The sequence below is a fragment of the Antarctobacter heliothermus genome (assembly GCF_002237555.1).
GTDB classification, from domain to species: Bacteria; Pseudomonadota; Alphaproteobacteria; order Rhodobacterales; family Rhodobacteraceae; genus Antarctobacter; species Antarctobacter heliothermus_B.
In genome coordinates this window covers 2080791-2096997 of the sequence record NZ_CP022540.1, presented here as the reverse complement: position 1 = coordinate 2096997, position 16207 = coordinate 2080791, and the positions used below count along the sequence as shown (strand labels likewise).

The window sequence follows — 16207 nt, the reverse complement described above, 5'->3', positions numbered from 1 at the left end:
CTTACGCGGTCACATCCACCTCATCACGGACAAGGTCACGGACGGCAAATGCCGTCTCCTGCGCCTTGGCCAGCGACCAGCGGACGCGCGTCGCATACTGCATCGCGCGGCCGGATAAAACGACCTGCTTCGTCGCACGCGGCTGTAAGCGGCCCTTTTCAAGATAAACTGACGGTTCCAGAGAGATGTCCGCCGCCCCGTCAAAGCGAAACACCCAGATTTCGCCGGACCGCAGAGCCATCGACACGGCCGTGCCGCCCATGTCCAGCGCCACGTCCACCTCTGGATGCAGGTGAAAGCGGATCTCGAACGGCAGGCCCGCCAGTTTCATCGCATCCATCGCCCGGTCGAACCGCTTTTTCGACGGCGCATCCAGCGCGACAAGGTAATCCTCGCCCTTCAGTTCGCGCCCGTCCAGCGACAGTTCCAGACTGCGCGCATGGGTGAGGCCTTGCACGGTGACATAACCGTCATGCCCCCCTCGAACCGCAGGGTTTCGGGCAGATGGCTCATCTGTACCGGCACATGGCGCGGCGCATCCTCCAGCAATTCGCGCCGCGCATCTCCCAGCCAGCGCGGCGCGCCCAAGCGGGCAGAGGAATAACCTTGCAGGCATAGCGTGGAATGCGAAGGCGTGGCCCGGCCCGCGCGCCGCCAATCCTCACCAAAGCCGCCGCCGGACCCGCAGTTGACGATCAAAGGGCGGCGACCCGAGGTCAGTTCGAACGCAAGGGTCGAGGCATGGGCATGGGCCGAAGCCGCCCCGCCGGGCGGCGGAGCCGCATCGACAATGATCGAAGTGCGCAGGGCCGAAAGCCGGGCAAAGCCCATGGCCAGTCCGTCCGCCTGCCGCTTGCGATTTCCCGATGCGGCAAGCGCCCGGTCCAGCCTCCCCTCAAGACCCCGGCCGCCGCCATGAAACCGCGCCAGCCCGCCATCCGCATGACGCAGGGTGCGCAGGGTCGGCGCGATGCGGCGAATGGCCTCCAGATGGCGTGGATCGGGGTCAAGATCAGCCTCGTGCAGGGCCTGCTGTGCCCATGTCAGCAGGGTAAAGACCTCTAGCAGTTCTTCGGGGTTGCGGGTGAGAAGACCGCCCTGCGCATCCACCTGCCGCGCGCAATCGTTGCCCAGCGCCTCTCGTGCCGGGGCCACATGGGCCTCCATCCCTTGCAGCGAGAGGCCCGCGTAAAGCAGCCCGGTCATCGCCTCAAAACGCGGCAACCCGGGGGCAGCCACATGGGCACGCTTGGCCAGAAAGCGGGTCTGCGCGGCAAGGGCGGTATAAAACGCCTCACTGTCGTCGGCCTTGCGGCCTCGCAACAGGAACAGCGCATGATGAATCCAGCGGATCGACCGTCGCCCGGTCAGTTCTGGCGACCAGCCCGGCCCCTTGCCTTTGCCATAGCGGCGAATCCAGTCCCACAGCCAATCCTGCGCCAGTGCGCGCGCCTTGCTGTCACCCACAGCGGCCAGATCATCCAGCCAAGCGAACCCCTGTATTTCTTCCTGAAAGGCCGCATCCGGGGCCTCGATCGCCCAGATCGAGCGTCCCTCGGCCTGCACCAGATGCCCGGCAAACATCAGGTTTCCGGCCAGCATCTGGCGGCCACGGGCAAAAAAACCGACAGTGCGCGGTTCGGGTTGCGACACGAATCCCTCGGCTGGCCGCGCATGTGCTGCCATCCGTGCCTGCATACGGTTCATCAAACGCGCATGCGTCGTCCGCCAGTTTCGCGCCGTGGACATGTGCCGGTGCTCTGCGATTTGCCTCAAGGTTGCCCTTTCCGGGCTTGTTGAGCGTAGGATAACCCGCCCACCGGGCGAAGTCATCAAAGAGTTACCCGCGCTGCAAAAGCGCCATGTAGAAGCCGTCCATCCCGCCGCGGTCTGCCCAGAAATCAGGCCGCAGGCGCAAACCGCCCTCGTCAGAGCGCCAGCTGTCCTCGATCCACGGGGCCTCGGCGCGCAAGACTTTGAGGTCGGGATGGCCCGCCAGCGCCTCTTCGATGTGGCATTCTCCCTCATCAGGGATCAGCGAGCAGGTGGCAAAGACAAGCCGCCCGCCGGGCTTCAGCAGGGTCAGCGCGTGGTCCAGCATCGCGGCTTGTAACCCGATCAAATCGGCAATCCGCTCGCCCTCATGGGCAAAGGGCAGGTCGGGGTGGCGGCGGATGGTGCCGGTCGCCGAACAGGGCGCGTCCAGCAGGATGGCGTCGTACTGCCCCTGATGGGTCAACGCGTCCCCCGCCACAAGCGTCGCCTTCAGTCCGGTCCGTTCAAGGTTTTCCTGAACCCGCGCCAACCGCGCCTCTGACAGGTCCAGCGCCGTGACATGCGCCCCGGCAGCAGCCAGTTGCAGCGTCTTGCCGCCCGGAGCCGCACACATGTCCAGCACGTTTTGTCCCGCCACATCGCCCAAGAGCTGCGCAGGTAAGGCGGCGGCGGCATCCTGCACCCACCAGTCGCCCTCTGCGAACCCCGGCAGTGCGCTCACCTGTCCGGCTTGCCGCAACCGAACGGACCCGGTGGGCAGCTCCGCGCCGTTTAGCGCCGACAGATCCGCACCGGGCTTCGGCGTCAGGTCCAGCGGCGCGCCCTCAAAATGCGCACGCTCCATCGCGGCGACGGTCTGCGGCCCCCAAGCGGCCACCAAGGGCTCACGCAGCCATTTCGGCAGGCGCGGCACCCGCAGCTTGCCCCAGGCTGTGACCCCCTCACCGGCAATCTTGCGCAACACCGCATTCACCAAGCCGCGCGCGCCCTGCGTGTGTTTGCCCGCAGCGGCAATATCGACACAATCGCTGACCACGCCATGCGCCGCGCCGCCAAGACACAGCTCGACCGTTCCCAGCCGCAGGATGTTAATGACACGTGGCGTCGGACGCTTGCGCAGATGCGGTTTCAGCAGGCGGTCCGCCCGTTCCAACCCGCGCAGGGTCTCGGTCGCCAGCCGCTGCGCCGCCGCGCGATCCGCCGGGGCCAGTTTGTCCAGCCGATCAGTCTCGCTCAGGGGGCGGCCCTGTTCCACAACCTGATCCAGCAGGTCGACGGCGGCCAGTCGGGCCGGGCTGGGCGATGCGGGCATGGGGACTCTCCGGTGAGGCGGGGCGGGGTTGCCCCACGGACCGGCGGGCGTATATCAGGAGGCACAAGACGAGGAAAGCCCATGTCCGAGACTGACCGCCCCAATCACACTGACCTGCCCCCCGCCGCGCAACGCGCATTGGCCGAAGCGGCCGAGCGCCGCGCCAAGGCAGAGGCCGAGGCAAACGCCCTGCCCAGAGAACTGGGCGGACGCGACGGGCCGGAACCTGTGCGCTATGGCGACTGGGAAAAAAAGGGCCTCGCCATCGACTTCTGAACCGTCGCGCCCTCCCCTTCCGGGCATTTGCACTGGTGAGTCAGAAGACCCCCGTATCAGACCCACACCACGCGCCCACGCGGGCTGGGCAAAGCGCGCGGGTGGGTGGGTGGGGCAAGCTTTGTCCGGAGCGCGGGGGCGCGTCACTTCAGCCCCAGCACGTCCAACATGTCGTATTCGCCCGGCCCCTTGCCCTGCCCCCACAGCACGGCTTTCAGCGCCCCGCGTGCAAACAACGTCCGGTCACTGGCGATATGTTTCAGTACGATCCGCTCCCCGGCGGCGGCAAAAATAACCTCATGCTCGCCGACGATGTCACCGCCCCGGATCGCATGAAACCCGATGTCGCCGCGCTTGCGCGCCCCGGTGATTCCGTCGCGGCCCCGGTCCGACACATCCGCCAGTGCGACGCCCCGCCCTTCGGCGGCGGCCTCGCCCAGCATCAACGCGGTGCCAGAGGGCGCGTCGACCTTTTGGTTGTGATGCGCCTCAACGATTTCGATATCCCAATCGGCGTCCAGCGCCGCCGCCACCTGCCGCGTCACTGTCGTCAGCAGGTTCACACCAAGGCTCATGTTGCCTGCGCGCACAACAACCGAATGCCGCGCCGCCAGCGCAATCTTGTGCAAGTCATCGTCACTCAACCCCGTGGTGCCAATCACATGCACCACCCGCGCCTGGGCGGCCAGTTCGGCAAAGGCCACCGTTGCCGCAGGTACGGTAAAATCGATCACCGCATGGGCGCGGGCAAAGGCCTCCAGCGGGTCGTCGGATACCATCACGCCCAGCGCCGCGCCGCCCATGGCAAGGCCCAAATCCTGCCCGACCCACGGATGGCCCGTCCGTTCCAGCGCGCCGCACAGGTGCAGCCGCTCATGCGCCACCACCTGCCGCGCCAGCATCTGACCCATCCGGCCCGACACGCCGGTCACCACAACACCGTAATCCTCCATTGTCCCGCTCCTTGCCACAAACGCCTTGCCCCTGTTAGCGCCCCGCGCCGACAAATGCACGCCCTCCGCGAACCGCTTGGCAAACCGCCACAGCGGGCCTAAGTCTGGGTCATGGCACGCAACAGATTCCAAGACGCCTCCGGGCCCAGCCAACGCCAGCTTCGGGTGGCAGAGCTGATCCGCCGAGCCCTCTCCGAGGTGCTCCAGCGCGGTGACATTCACGATCCGGACCTCAACCGGCTCTCTATCACCGTGGGGGAGGTGCGGGTGTCCCCCGACCTCAAGGTGGCGACCGCCTTTGTGGTGCCACTGGGCGGCGAGAATCAGGCCGACATGTTTGACCTGCTGGAACGCAACAAGGGCGAATTGCGCCGCGCGGTCACCCGCAACATGACGCTGAAATATTCACCGGAACTGCGCTTTCGGCTGGATGACACCTTTGACCGCCTTGACGAAACCCGCCGCCTGCTGGGCGACGAAGCCGTCAAGCGCGATATCGACAGCTGACCGTGCCGATGCGCCATCTCTTGTCTGGTCTGGCCCTCTTGATCACCACTCTGGCCAGCGCACCACAGGCCGGTGCCGTCGGCTGTCAGCCGCTGGATCACGACGGCAATCGCTACATCGTCTGCGAAGTGGACGCGACCGAAGAAGACATGCGCCTGTTCAGGTCGGACAGCTCCGGCACACCCTACGGCCATTTCAGCACGCTGAAGACCGAACTGGCGCGTGACGGGCGCGACCTTGAGTTCGCGATGAACGCAGGCATGTACCACGAGGACCGCTCGCCTGTCGGGCTGTACGTTGAGGACGGGCGCGAAGACATGCGGGTGATCTCGTCCCCCGGCCCCGGCAATTTTGGCCTGCTGCCCAACGGCATCTTCTGCATCGGCAAAGACTGGGCGCGGGTGTATGAGACACGCGATTTCCTGACCCGCCAACCGCAGTGCCGCTTTGCCACGCAGTCCGGGCCGATGCTGGTGATCGACGGCGCGCTGCACCCGCGTTTTTTGCCAGACAGCACCTCGCGCTACATCCGCAATGGTGTCGGCACCTCCGCTGACGGACGTCGTACGTTTTTTGCGATCTCGCAGAACACCGTCACCTTTCACGAATTCGCGCGCCTGTTCCGCGACGTTTTGAAGGTGCCCAACGCGCTGTTTCTGGACGGCAACATCTCACGCCTCTATGCGCCGCAGGTCGGGCGCGCCGATCTGGGACGGCGGATGGGGCCGATTGTGGCGGTCACCGTTCCAGCCCGATAGGGTCCCGCACGCCCCGGCCTTGCCTCTTGTGGCCGACAGGCTTACCTCGGTCCCCAACCGAACCACGCAGAGGCCACCATGTCCGACACGCCCCAAGACCTCGCCGCCGCCCTTCTGGATGCCGCCCGCAAGGCGGGGGCCGACGCGGCTGATGCCTTGGCGGTCGAAGCAACGGCACAGGCGATCGACGTGCGCGGCGGCACGCTGGAACAGGCCGAACGGGCAGAATACCGCGACCTCAGCCTGCGGGTCTTTCTGGGCCAGCGCAGCGCCAGCATCTCGGGCTCTGACATCCGCCCCGACGCGATGACGGAAATGGCAACTCGCGCCGTCGCCATGGCGCGCGAGGCCCCCGAAGACCCCTACATTGGCCTTGCCGACCCGGATCAATTGGCGACTGACCGCGATGCCACACCGCTTGACCTGTGCGACCCATCGAATGAACCGGCCCCCGCCGAACTGGAAGACGACGCCCGCCGGGCCGAAGCTGCAGCCCTGGCAACCCAAGGCATCACCCGCATCGATTCCGCCGCCGCACAGTACAACGCCCAGCGCATCGCCCTGGCCGCTACCAATGGCTTTTCCGGCAGCTACGCGCGCACCTCACGTAGCCTGTACTGCGTGGCCATCGCAGGCGAGGGTCTGGGGATGGAACGCGATCATGACGGGGACAGCCGTGTCTACCAGTCCGACCTGCGCAGCGCCGAGGAGATTGGCGAAACCGCCGCCGCCCGCACGCTGGAACGTCTCAATCCGCGCAAACCGAAAACCGGCGCCTATCCCGTGCTCTTCGATGAACGCATTTCGTCCTCGCTGATCGGCCATCTGGTCGCGGCGGCCAACGGCGCTCAGGTGGCGCGCGGCCAATCCTGGTTGCGCGAGGCCCTGGGACAGCAAGTGCTGCCCGACGGCATCAGCCTGCTTGAGGATCCGCACCGCCCCCGGATCAGTGGCTCACGCATCTTCGACGCCGAAGGTCTGCCGACCCGCCGCCGCGCCATGGTGGACAATGGGGTGCTGACCGGCTGGACGCTGGACCTCGCCAATGCGCGCAAGCTGGGCATGGACAGCACCGCCAACGCTGCGCGCGGCGGGGCCTCGGTCTCTCCTACCGCATGGAACCTGGAACTGACCCAAGGCGATCACAGCCACGCAGACCTGATGCGCCAGATGGGCAACGGACTTCTGGTCACATCGATGATCGGCAGCACAATCAACCCCAACACCGGCGACTATTCGCGCGGTGCCGCCGGGTTCTGGGTTGAGAATGGCGAGCCCGCCTACCCGGTGTCTGGTGTCACCATCGCCGGCAACCTGCGCGAGATGCTGCGCAGCCTGATCCCCGCCAATGATGCCCGGCCCTGGCTCAGCCGTGTGGTGCCCTCGCTGCTGGTCGAAGGGTTGACCCTTGCCGGCGAATGACCTCGCGCTGCTGATCGACGCCGCACGGCAGGCGGGCGACATTGCCCGCAGTTTTGTCGGCGGCCCTCTGGATGTTCAGTTCAAGGCAGCAGACGACAGTCCGGTGACCAAGGCCGACTTGGCGGTCAATACCCACCTGACGCAGGTATTGCGCGACGCGCGGCCCCACTATGCATGGTTCAGCGAGGAAACTCCTGACGACACCGCGCGCCTCTCGGCGAAACGGGTCTTTATCGTCGACCCGATCGACGGCACCCGCTCTTTCATAGAAGGCGACAAGACCTGGGCCCATGCGCTTGCCGTGGTTGAAGATGGCCGGACCACCGCTGCCGTCATCTACCTGCCAATGATGGACAAACTCTATTCCGCGCGCCTTGGCGGCGGTGCCTTCCTGAACGACCAATCCATCTCCGCAGACACCGTCACGACGCCCGAGGCGGCACAAGTGCTGGCCACCCGCGCCAGCCTCAATCCGGAATGGTGGCCCGGGGGCATCCCGGACATGCGCCGCAGCTTCAGGCCTTCGCTCTCCTACCGTCAGAGCCTGGTGGCCGAGGGCCGCTACGACGCCATGTTCACCTTCCGACCAACCTGGGAATGGGACATCGCTGCTGGCGCGCTGATCCTGTCAGAGGCAGGCGCAACGATCACCGACCGGCGCGGCGCTCCCCTGCGGTTTAACGCGGCCCACCCCCAGGCCGACGGGCTGGTCGCTGCAAACCCCCGCCTGCACGCAGCACTGCTGAACCGTCTTCCCTGACATCCCCGACCATGTTTCTTCTGTCCAAAAATATCCCGGGGGGCCGCCCGAACGGGCGGTGGGGGCAGCGCCCCCTCCCCACCCACTACAGCCACCCGACCCCGCCTTGACCCACCGCCCGCCATCGCTAGGCTCGCGCGGAACGCCACAACCACAAGGACCACGCCCCATGCAACGCCTGCACCTCGTCTTCGGCGGTGAACTCGTCGACCCGACAAAAACCGTCTTCAAGGACGTCAACGATCTGCATGTCGTCGGCATCTTTCCGAACTACCAAGAGGCCTACAACGCCTGGAAGGCAGAGGCGCAGCGCACCGTCGACAACGCCCACATGCGCTATTTCATCGCCCATCTGCATCGCCTGCGCCAAGAGGGCGAAGAGGCTTCCTCGACCGAGGAACTGGGCTGACCCCATGACCCGCCGCGCGCTCAGCCTGTCGGCCTACCTGACCTATGCGCGCAGCGCTTCCGCCGCGGGTGTGGCCCGAGATTGGCCCGACCGGCCGGACGGAGCTTTGGTCTGGGGGTTCGCCGAGGACACGGAACAGGGCCGTGCGCTCGCCAGCCTCGCCGCGCGGCTCGTTGCGCAGCGTCCTGAAGTGTCGGTCTGGCTCAGCGGGAGTGTGCCAGACCGGCCGGGGATCACAACCGTTCCCTTGCCGCGGGACCTGTCCGGCGACGACCTGCGCAACATGCGCCGGCGACAGCCGGATGTGGCGCTTTGGACCGGTCAGGCGCTGCGACCCGGATTGCTGGCCACGCTGTCCGAAGCCGGATGCCACCTGATTGCCCTCGCCCTCGAGGACGCCCCCTTTCCGGTCGATGCCCCGCGCTGGCTGCCCGATCCGGCCCCCGCGACGCTGGCGCTGTTCAACAGCCTATACACCAATGGCGCCGCAGCCAGCCGCCGGGTGCGCAGGCTTGGGGTCGAGACGGACCGTGTTCACGACGCCACCGCCTTTCTGGACACCGAGGCCCCGCTGGACTGCCCCGACGGCCTGCACGAGGAAATCGCCGCGCTTATCGCCGGCCGCCCGATCTGGCTGGCCGCACGGCTGCGCGCCGAAGAGGCCAGCGACATCCTGTACGCCCACCGTCAGGCCAGCCGGCTAGCCCACCGGATGCTGCTGATCGTGTCACCCGCCGACGCCGAGGCCGCCAGACATATCAGCCGTCTTCTGCGCAGCGAACAGATGCGCGTCTGTGATTGGGAAAACGGCGACATGCCGGATGAAAACACCCAAGTGCTGCTGGCCGGCGGGCCCGAAGAACTTGGCCTGTGGTATAGGCTTGCGCCGCTGGCCTTTCTGGGCGGATCACTGATATCCGGCACCGGCGGCGAAGACCCGTTCGAGGCCGCCGCCCTTGGCACCGCCATCCTTTATGGCCCCAATGTCGGGGCACATCTGGGTGCGTATTCCCGTCTGGTCAGCGCCGGGGCCGCGCGCATCGTGCGTGACGCCGATTCGCTGGGCACCGCCGTGTCACACCTTGTCGCGCCGGATCAGGCGGCAACGATGGCGCATGCGGGCTGGGACGTGATCTCGTCGGGGGCGCAACTGGTCGACCGGGTGCTGGCAGAGGTCTGCGATGTACTGGACGACCGGGGGCTGGCCTGATGCGCCCTCCTCTGTTCTGGCAGACCCCGCCGCAGACCCCGGCTTGGCAAGCCCGTGTTCTGGCACCGCTAGGCGCGCTGACCGCCCGCGCCACCGCCCGCCGGGTCGCCCGCGCACCGCGTGCGCGCTGTGGCGTGCCGGTGATCTGCGTCGGCAATGTCAACGCGGGCGGCACCGGCAAGACGCCCACAGTGATCTCGCTGGTCCAGCGGCTGATCGGACGCGGGCTGGCCCCTCATGTCGTCTCACGCGGGTATGGCGGGGGGCTGGACGGCCCGGTGCAGGTCGACCCCAACAGCCACAGCGCCGAGGATACCGGCGACGAACCCCTGCTGCTGGCGGCTTTCTGCCCGGTCTGGGTCGCCAAGGACCGCGCAGCGGGCGCACAGGCTGCCGAGGCGGCAGGAGCAGAGGTGATCGTGCTGGATGACGGACACCAGAACCCAGATGTGGCCAAGGATCTGACGCTGATTTGCGTCGATGCGGTGGCGGGCTTCGGCAATGGGCGTTGTTTGCCCGCAGGCCCCCTGCGTGAGCCAATCGACACCGGGCTGGCCCGTGGCGACCTGCTGCTTTCGATCGGTCCCGCCGCCGCACAGAAACGATTTTCCGAGGACTGGGGGCCGCGGATCTCGCTACCTCACCTGACCGGGAATCTGGCCCCTTTGCAAACCGGCATGGATTGGGGCGGTTTGCCCACGCTGGCCTTTGCCGGCATCGGCCACCCGGAGAAATTCTTTGCCACCCTGCGTGGCCTTGGTGCCGACATCCGCAGAGCCGAGGCGCTGGAAGACCATCAGCCGTTTACGCCCGCGCTGATCACACGGCTGTTGCGCGAGGCACAGCTATTGAGCGCTCAGCTGGTGACAACGGAAAAAGACGCGGTACGTTTGCCGCCGCAGGTCCGCCGTGAGGTACTGACCCTGCCGGTCAGACTGGAAATCGACGATGCCGCACCGCTGGACGCGGCATTGGCCGGACTGCTGGCGCCCAAGACCTGAATTGGGGCCACCCACCTGCGTGCCCCGGACGGCGCGCACAGGCATTGCCTATTCCGCCGCCAATTGCTGTGGTTGCCGGTCTCCCAGATCCGCCAGCTCTGCCACCACCCCGCGCAATGCCGAACGGACGTCGTCAAAGCGCGCATTTGGTGTGATCGTCGCCTCGTCCATATACAGCGCGCGGTCGATTTCCACCTGCACCGCGTGCTGGCCGCGCGACGGACGCCCGTAATACTGCGTCGTATAGGCCCCCGCGAACGGCGCGTTGCGCGCCACCACGAATCCCGCCGCGGCAAAAGCCGCCTCGACCCGTTCGACAATCTCGGAACGCGCCGACGCGCCAAACCGGTCGCCGATCACGACCTCGGGGCGTTTTCCGCCAAGGCGGACAGAGCCATCCAGCGCCTCGTGCGGCATCGAGTGACAGTCAATCAGAATCGCCTCGCCAAATGTTTCACGCGCCGCGCTTAATAACGCCTGCAACCGGTCATGATAGGGCTTCCAGATTCGCCTGATTCGGTGCTCGGCCTCTATCCGGGGCAACTTGCCGCGATAGATCGCCCGTCCTCCCGCCACCACGCGCGGCACCACCCCCAGCCCGCTGGCAACCCGCGGATTGTGCCCAGTGCGTCGCAGCCCTTCGATCAGCGCGGGGTCCAGTTCCTCGGCGGAGCGGTTCAGATCGATATAGGCCCGCGGTGCTCCGGCACACAGAAAAGCCGCGCCAAACTGCGGCGCACAGTCGAAAAGCCGGTCCACAAAGGCATCTTCAGAGCTTCGGATGCTGTGCGCGTCCAGAACGGTGGTGCGCAGAAAGCTATTCGGATAATCACACCCGGAATGCGGCGAGGCAAAAACCACGCAAGACGTCTGCGGGTCAGGCATGTGCAAGTGGTACGATGTCTCTGGCATTCGCGCTCCTATCGGGGTCAAAGATAGACCGATTTCTGCGCCTGCCAAAAGCCCTTGATCCCCGCAGAGAAGGCATTTATAGACCCTCCACCAGCGCGCGCCACCAGCGACTTCGGTAGAGGTTCATGAGGGTGTGCAACGGGCATATGGGTGATTAGCTCAGCGGTAGAGCACTTCGTTGACATCGAAGGGGTCACTGGTTCGATCCCAGTATCGCCCACCATGAATTCATCACCCGGTCTCCGGGGGGGCTTGCCTCGCGGAGTTTCGGGTATTGGCCGCAACGAAAGGCGCTCGCGCGCCGCGACGATAGGAGAAGACCCATGAAGGTCGCCAATTCGCTCCGCTCGCTCAAGAAGCGCCACCGCGACTGCCGCGTTGTGCGCCGTAAGGGCCGTGTCTATGTGATCAACAAGACACAGCGGAGATTCAAGGCACGTCAGGGCTAAGTCCCGGCACCACGCCTTTGATCAATACAAAAAGCCCCCGCAGGTATCGCCTGCGGGGGCTTTTCATTTCCGTGATCCAGATCTCTGGTGGGTTCTGTCCGGCGTTGCGTGCCCCAGGGTTCGCCTGTTCTACAGCTACACGCCGGACTTGTCGGGGCCACTACACCCGATGCAGGCGCCTGTGTGCGCCTGAGAGGCGCCCGGCAAGGCCGCCGCCGACACGCGCTAGACCGGACCGACAGGCCGTACGGGTGGTTCGCAAATTGTCCAGAACTCTTGCAGCGTCGAGATCTTCTTGTTCATGTCTTCCCGGTTGTGCGGCTTGACGATGTATCCATTGACGCTCTCACGATAGGCTCGGGCGATGTCCTGCACGCTGTCAGACGTCGTGAACATGAAGACCACGCTGTCAGAGGCGATCGCCGTCTTGCGCAGTTCCTTGAGGAATTCGTGCCCATTCATCCGGGGCATGTTGATGTCCAGCAGGATGAAAAAGGGATTGGTCGTCCGTCCCGAATTTATTATTTCCAGCGCCTCGATGCCGTCTTCTGCGCGGGTGACCACCGCATCCGGAGCGATCCTTGGACAGCGCGCGCTGAATCATCATCACATCCAGCGTGTTGTCCTCGACGAGCAGGATATTCATCTGACGGCTCATGTTAGGCGACCTTCTCTAGTTGATGATCCGCTGCATCGTGACCTAGCGGCCAACGAAAGGTGAACTTTGCCCCATTCCCGAGTGAGGAATTCACGCAAATATCATAACCGTGGCGCTGCACGGCCTTTTTGACGATGGCCAACCCGATACCAGTGCTTTCCGGTTCGCCTGCCTTGCGAAGCGTTTGAAAAACTTCAAAAATTCTGGTATGAAACTCAGGGGCGATACCATTTCCGTTATCCCTGACAGAGACCTTCAAACTCTCTTCCGCCACCTCTACTGTTAGATCCACCCGCGCCGCCTGCGGGTCCGGGTGGTATTTGAGGGCGTTGCCAATCAAGTTCTCCAGCACGCGGCGAAAACTCTGGCTGTCACAGTGGATTGTATCGATGTCCGACGTCAGGTGAATCTGTGAGGGATCGACTTCGAAATCGGCGACACAATCCCCAACAATTGTCGCAAGTGAGACACCCGTCTCCGCCGTCTCGCTGCCGTTCCCGACGCGAGAGAATTCCATGATCCCCCGTGTCAGATCGTTCATTCTGCTGACGCGCTCTCGGATCATGTCGATTTGCATCTTTAGTTCTGCGTGCCCATCAAGCGGGCCTATAATGTCTTCCAGATCCTCTTCGATCACATCCGCAAGAAAGCCGATCCCGCGCGCCGGGGTCTTCAGGTCATGGGATGCGATATAGACAAATTGTTCGATTTCCGAATTGGCGTGTTCAAGATGCTCTGTCTTGGCGCGCAGTTCTTCGGTCAGATGGTGTGCGTAGGTGTGCGCCTTGAGATTGGAGCGCGCCATCATCGCAAGCATGGAAATCACCAGGATCTCGATCACCAATCCCCCAATCAGGATCAATGTCGGCTGATCATATCCATTCTGATTGCGGAACGCCAAATTTGTCCTGATCTCGACGAGCCAGGTTCTTCCATACATTTTCAGCTCTACAGTGTCTGAAAACATGGGACCGCCATCGTATAGCGGCTCATCCGGTCCAAGTTCATCGTAAATGACCTGATCGCCATCGCGTATGCTAAAGCGCACTTCGCGGCGATCCTTTGACAGCAACCCTTGGACCAGGTTTCGAACGACAAAAGGTGCGTAGACAACGCCGGAAAATGTTTCCTGCCGTTCCCCCACAGATCCCGGCCTTTGCCCGTCTTAAAACGGTGTGTAGAATAAGAATCCCGCTGTATGGCCGCTGTCCTGTACGAGAATGATCGGGCCAGTGATCTGTGCTGTGCCAGTGTCACGACTCGCCAACAGGCCGGTTCGGCGATTCATCTCATGCGCCACATCCAGGCCAATGGCTGCGGCATTGATGTCTTCGGGTTCGATAAACGTGATCGGCAGCCTGAAGTCCTGGTCATGTTCCGGAAACACTGAAAAGCCGCGTCCTTCAGCGTCCCTGATGCTCTGGAATTCAGGGAACTCCCGCCTGTCGACGTAATAGATGACCCCTATCCCATTCACGCCCGGATACTTTTTAGCCAAATTCAATGAGCCAGAGAACGTCTTCCACTCTGAATGGGATGTCTTACCGCCCTTGGCATCGATATGGGCCACACCGGACCAAAGCGCATCTTCGTATCGGGACATGCGATCAACGATCAGGCCGATGGTACGGTCCTTGGCAGCCACAAACCTGTTTTCAGTTTGCAGATCCACCTGATTCTTTGAATAGAGCCAAGCCCCGACCGTCATGGTAAGCGACAAGGCCACGATGATGACGTGCAAGGATGTGACCCCGCGACTGCGGGCTTCGAAAGACTTCACCGCAGGCACTCCTTCACTGTGAAACGACCGTAACGACTCGGTGAAGCATCTTTCAGGGAAGCAACTTAATACCGGGTGAAATCCGGTTTTGCGGCCTGATCACAACTTGAGTGAAAATCCGCAAACATTTGTCAGGCATTCTCCTAGAATGCCCCGCCGATTGGCGGGCGCCGACTGCGTGTGTCGGCGCCCCTTGCCAACACCGGGCGGTTAACGGTCGATGCCGATGATGCCTCCGGCCAGCAGGCGCACCATGGTTTGTTCGTCCAGATAACCAGAAACCCGCAACCCGCGCGCGTCCTGAAAGCGGCGCAGCGCCGCGCGGGTGTTTTCATCAAACTGCCCGTCAACCTTGCCCGGTTTCATGCCCAGTTGATCCAGCCGCCGTTCGGTCAGTTGGCGGGCCACGAAATTCAGGTTCATCCCCTGCTCCTCGTTTCGGGCCTGAACCGAATTACGCACCCGTTCCGCGTCGAACTGCAGCTCTGCGATTTGCTGCTTGGCCTCTTCACGGAACGCCCCGTTGGGCCAGTCGCGCAGGTAGGCGTTGTACGCCGCCACGGAATTGGCCTGTGTCGCTTTGTTCCAGTCGCGCCGGTCCTGTCCCACGGCCTGTTCCGCACGCTGCTTGTCGATCGCTTTCAGCACTGCGCGCGCCTCATCGACAAACTGCCCTTGGGGGTATTTCTGCAAATACTCGCGAAAGCCCGCCTCTTCGCCCCGATCCCTGACGCGCCGCCACAGGGCGCGCTCTTGGCGTGCCCGTTCAGCCTGCTGGCGCTTTTCCTCCTCTTCCAGTTCAGCGGCGCGGCGTGTGGCCTGTGCCTGCAAGCGGGCGATCTGGTCACGGTCAAGATAGCTGCTGACCTTCAGGCCGGTCTCTTCCTGCCAGCGCCGGACGGCCCCCCGCGTGCCATTGCCAAATACGCCGTCGATGCCGCGGGTGTCATGGCCCAGAATGGTCAGGTCACGCTGAATGGCCCTGCGGGCGTCGCGGTCAAGTTCCAGATCCTCTTCGGCGCGACGTTCGCGATAAAATGGCTCGGAGGTCAGCGCCGATATACGTTGTCGCGCCGCGTTCACATGGGCCCCATCGGGAAAACCGTTGAGGTAGGTTTTGTAGCCTTCGGCCGAATCGGCCTCTTGCGCCAGTCGCCATGACACATCGTCAGCCGCCCGGTTGGCAAAGGGATCGGGCAGCGGCGGGTCGATGGCTCCGCGCGGCGGACTGACGTCGCCTTCGCGGACGATCACCTGTTCCTGCGGGGCGTACCCCTCGATCTGCAATTCGTATTCGATCGCGGCGCGGCGCACAAAACGCCCGGTCCGGGCCATGTCCCGCGCCGCATAGCGGGCCACATCCATTGCCGGACCGCGTATCACCGTCACCCCCTGCGGGATGTCCAACTCTCCCAGTCCAGCGGTCAGGAACAGGTTCAGATCCGGCTCCGCGCCGGTTTCCCCCAACACAAGGAACGCGCGCCCCTGATAGGCCGACAGCACCGCCAGCGCAGCATCCAGAGGAAAGCCCTGAATCAGCACGTCCGCCTCGTCGATCCGGCCATTCCCGGTCACCGGCAGCAGGTAGCTGCCGCCGACGCTGTGCACAAAGACCCCTGACAGCAGGATCACCACCGGACCGCCGTCATCGTCCAGCATTTCGGCGAATTCGCCAAAGGCCTTGCGCATGTCCGACGCGCCCGCATCCTGCGCCAACGTGACATCAAACCCCTTGGCGTTCAGCGCACTGGCCGCCTGCGCGACTCGCTGTGCGCCGAACAGCGTCTGGACGGCAGTATACTGACTGTTGCCGATCACCAGCGCGTCGCCGTTGGCAAGCGCACCCGTCGCGCCCAGAAACGCGCCCACCATGGCAATTGCCAAATTCCGCATGAGCTTTCCTCCCCGCCTTCTGCATTGGGACAAAGCCTACCGCGACGCCATGTCAGAGCAAGCGGCGCGCGCGGGGAAAATGGCGGTGTTTCGCCCAAACACCCGCGCCAGCCCCCTGCCACACGCGGCTT

16 protein-coding genes, 1 tRNA gene and 1 pseudogene are annotated in these 16207 nt (G+C 64.3%); 10 read left to right on the top strand and 8 right to left on the bottom strand.

Annotated elements, in window-relative coordinates; all coding sequences use genetic code 11:
- Position 1: 1 nt before the first annotated feature.
- Positions 2 to 1749 (bottom strand): annotated as a pseudogene (locus tag ANTHELSMS3_RS09940) (heparinase II/III family protein).
- Between the two features lie 91 nt (positions 1750 to 1840).
- Positions 1841 to 3088 carry an RsmB/NOP family class I SAM-dependent RNA methyltransferase gene (locus ANTHELSMS3_RS09935; RefSeq protein ID WP_094034728.1) on the bottom strand — a complete coding sequence of 416 codons (1248 nt, stop codon included), beginning with the start codon at positions 3086 to 3088 and terminating at the stop codon, positions 1841 to 1843.
- A gap of 81 nt (positions 3089 to 3169) precedes the next feature.
- On the opposite strand from ANTHELSMS3_RS09935, the gene ANTHELSMS3_RS09930 reads away from it, so the two are divergent.
- Positions 3170 to 3364: a DUF1674 domain-containing protein gene (locus ANTHELSMS3_RS09930; RefSeq protein ID WP_094034727.1), complete on the top strand. Its 195-nt coding sequence runs from the start codon at positions 3170 to 3172 to the stop codon at positions 3362 to 3364.
- Positions 3365 to 3507: 143 nt separating this feature from the next.
- Here ANTHELSMS3_RS09930 and dapB read toward each other — a convergent pair whose 3' ends face one another.
- On the bottom strand, positions 3508 to 4317 hold the full coding sequence (dapB, locus tag ANTHELSMS3_RS09925; RefSeq protein WP_094034726.1) for a 4-hydroxy-tetrahydrodipicolinate reductase: 810 nt from the start codon (positions 4315 to 4317) through the stop codon (positions 3508 to 3510).
- Positions 4318 to 4428: 111 nt separating this feature from the next.
- Here dapB and rbfA point away from each other — a divergent pair, with 111 nt between their 5' ends.
- The 7 genes from rbfA (at position 4429) to lpxK (ending at position 10384) form a co-directional block, all read left to right on the top strand.
- Positions 4429 to 4824 (top strand): 30S ribosome-binding factor RbfA, encoded by a 396-nt coding sequence (rbfA, locus tag ANTHELSMS3_RS09920; protein ID WP_094034725.1) that lies wholly within the window; start codon positions 4429 to 4431, stop codon positions 4822 to 4824.
- Between the two features lie 8 nt (positions 4825 to 4832).
- The gene (locus ANTHELSMS3_RS09915; protein WP_094034724.1) at positions 4833 to 5582 is read left to right on the top strand and encodes a phosphodiester glycosidase family protein; all 750 of its coding nucleotides are present in this window, start codon (positions 4833 to 4835) and stop codon (positions 5580 to 5582) included.
- A 78-nt stretch (positions 5583 to 5660) separates the two neighbouring features.
- On the top strand, positions 5661 to 7004 hold the full coding sequence (locus tag ANTHELSMS3_RS09910; RefSeq protein ID WP_094034723.1) for a TldD/PmbA family protein: 1344 nt from the start codon (positions 5661 to 5663) through the stop codon (positions 7002 to 7004).
- Positions 6991 to 7764 carry a 3'(2'),5'-bisphosphate nucleotidase CysQ gene (locus ANTHELSMS3_RS09905; RefSeq protein WP_094034722.1) on the top strand — a complete coding sequence of 258 codons (774 nt, stop codon included), beginning with the start codon at positions 6991 to 6993 and terminating at the stop codon, positions 7762 to 7764. The genes ANTHELSMS3_RS09910 and ANTHELSMS3_RS09905 overlap by 14 nt, the downstream gene beginning before the upstream one ends.
- A 169-nt stretch (positions 7765 to 7933) precedes the next feature.
- Positions 7934 to 8173 (top strand): DUF4170 domain-containing protein, encoded by a 240-nt coding sequence (locus ANTHELSMS3_RS09900; protein ID WP_089278402.1) that lies wholly within the window; start codon positions 7934 to 7936, stop codon positions 8171 to 8173.
- A gap of 4 nt (positions 8174 to 8177) precedes the next feature.
- Positions 8178 to 9383, top strand: coding sequence for a 3-deoxy-D-manno-octulosonic acid transferase (locus tag ANTHELSMS3_RS09895; RefSeq protein WP_094034721.1), 1206 nt, complete (start codon positions 8178 to 8180; stop codon positions 9381 to 9383).
- A complete protein-coding gene (gene lpxK, locus ANTHELSMS3_RS09890) occupies positions 9383 to 10384 on the top strand; it encodes a tetraacyldisaccharide 4'-kinase (RefSeq protein WP_094034720.1) in 1002 nt (333 codons plus the stop codon). Before ANTHELSMS3_RS09895 ends, lpxK begins: the two co-directional genes overlap by 1 nt.
- Before the next feature lie 48 nt (positions 10385 to 10432).
- Here lpxK and ANTHELSMS3_RS09885 read toward each other — a convergent pair whose 3' ends face one another.
- Positions 10433 to 11296: an N-formylglutamate amidohydrolase gene (locus tag ANTHELSMS3_RS09885; protein ID WP_094034719.1), complete on the bottom strand. Its 864-nt coding sequence runs from the start codon at positions 11294 to 11296 to the stop codon at positions 10433 to 10435.
- Positions 11297 to 11444: 148 nt separating this feature from the next.
- On the opposite strand from ANTHELSMS3_RS09885, the gene ANTHELSMS3_RS09880 reads away from it, so the two are divergent.
- Together ANTHELSMS3_RS09880 and ykgO are read left to right on the top strand one after the other, a co-directional pair.
- Positions 11445 to 11519: transfer RNA gene (locus ANTHELSMS3_RS09880), tRNA-Val, on the top strand.
- Between the two features lie 100 nt (positions 11520 to 11619).
- The gene (gene ykgO, locus ANTHELSMS3_RS09875) at positions 11620 to 11745 is read left to right on the top strand and encodes a type B 50S ribosomal protein L36 (RefSeq protein WP_007792261.1); all 126 of its coding nucleotides are present in this window, start codon (positions 11620 to 11622) and stop codon (positions 11743 to 11745) included.
- A 225-nt stretch (positions 11746 to 11970) separates the two neighbouring features.
- On the opposite strand, the gene ANTHELSMS3_RS09870 is transcribed toward ykgO, so the two are convergent.
- The 4 genes from ANTHELSMS3_RS09870 to ANTHELSMS3_RS09860 all read right to left on the bottom strand — a co-directional run bounded on the left by ANTHELSMS3_RS09870 (position 11971) and on the right by ANTHELSMS3_RS09860 (position 16076).
- Positions 11971 to 12309 carry a response regulator gene (locus tag ANTHELSMS3_RS09870; RefSeq protein ID WP_254694898.1) on the bottom strand — a complete coding sequence of 113 codons (339 nt, stop codon included), beginning with the start codon at positions 12307 to 12309 and terminating at the stop codon, positions 11971 to 11973.
- 95 nt (positions 12310 to 12404) lie between these two features.
- Positions 12405 to 13547 (bottom strand): sensor histidine kinase, encoded by a 1143-nt coding sequence (locus tag ANTHELSMS3_RS09865; RefSeq protein ID WP_254694897.1) that lies wholly within the window; start codon positions 13545 to 13547, stop codon positions 12405 to 12407.
- A 21-nt stretch (positions 13548 to 13568) separates the two neighbouring features.
- Entirely contained in the window at positions 13569 to 14144 is a 576-nt protein-coding gene (locus ANTHELSMS3_RS25975) for a CHASE domain-containing protein (RefSeq protein WP_254694896.1), read from the bottom strand.
- A 249-nt stretch (positions 14145 to 14393) separates the two neighbouring features.
- The gene (locus ANTHELSMS3_RS09860) at positions 14394 to 16076 is read right to left on the bottom strand and encodes a peptidoglycan-binding domain-containing protein (protein ID WP_094034718.1); all 1683 of its coding nucleotides are present in this window, start codon (positions 16074 to 16076) and stop codon (positions 14394 to 14396) included.
- Positions 16077 to 16207: the final 131 nt, after the last annotated feature.

Coding starts and splice junctions, on each gene's coding strand:
- ANTHELSMS3_RS09930 (WP_094034727.1), top strand. CDS start 3,170: ATGTCCGAGACTGACCGCCCCAATCACACTGACCTGCCCCCCGCCGCG.
- ANTHELSMS3_RS09885 (WP_094034719.1), bottom strand. CDS start 11,296: ATGCCAGAGACATCGTACCACTTGCACATGCCTGACCCGCAGACGTCT.
- ANTHELSMS3_RS09935 (WP_094034728.1), bottom strand. CDS start 3,088: ATGCCCGCATCGCCCAGCCCGGCCCGACTGGCCGCCGTCGACCTGCTG.
- ANTHELSMS3_RS09860 (WP_094034718.1), bottom strand. CDS start 16,076: ATGCGGAATTTGGCAATTGCCATGGTGGGCGCGTTTCTGGGCGCGACG.
- ykgO (WP_007792261.1), top strand. CDS start 11,620: ATGAAGGTCGCCAATTCGCTCCGCTCGCTCAAGAAGCGCCACCGCGAC.
- ANTHELSMS3_RS09915 (WP_094034724.1), top strand. CDS start 4,833: ATGCGCCATCTCTTGTCTGGTCTGGCCCTCTTGATCACCACTCTGGCC.
- dapB (WP_094034726.1), bottom strand. CDS start 4,317: ATGGAGGATTACGGTGTTGTGGTGACCGGCGTGTCGGGCCGGATGGGT.
- ANTHELSMS3_RS09900 (WP_089278402.1), top strand. CDS start 7,934: ATGCAACGCCTGCACCTCGTCTTCGGCGGTGAACTCGTCGACCCGACA.
- ANTHELSMS3_RS09895 (WP_094034721.1), top strand. CDS start 8,178: ATGACCCGCCGCGCGCTCAGCCTGTCGGCCTACCTGACCTATGCGCGC.
- lpxK (WP_094034720.1), top strand. CDS start 9,383: ATGCGCCCTCCTCTGTTCTGGCAGACCCCGCCGCAGACCCCGGCTTGG.
- ANTHELSMS3_RS09910 (WP_094034723.1), top strand. CDS start 5,661: ATGTCCGACACGCCCCAAGACCTCGCCGCCGCCCTTCTGGATGCCGCC.
- rbfA (WP_094034725.1), top strand. CDS start 4,429: ATGGCACGCAACAGATTCCAAGACGCCTCCGGGCCCAGCCAACGCCAG.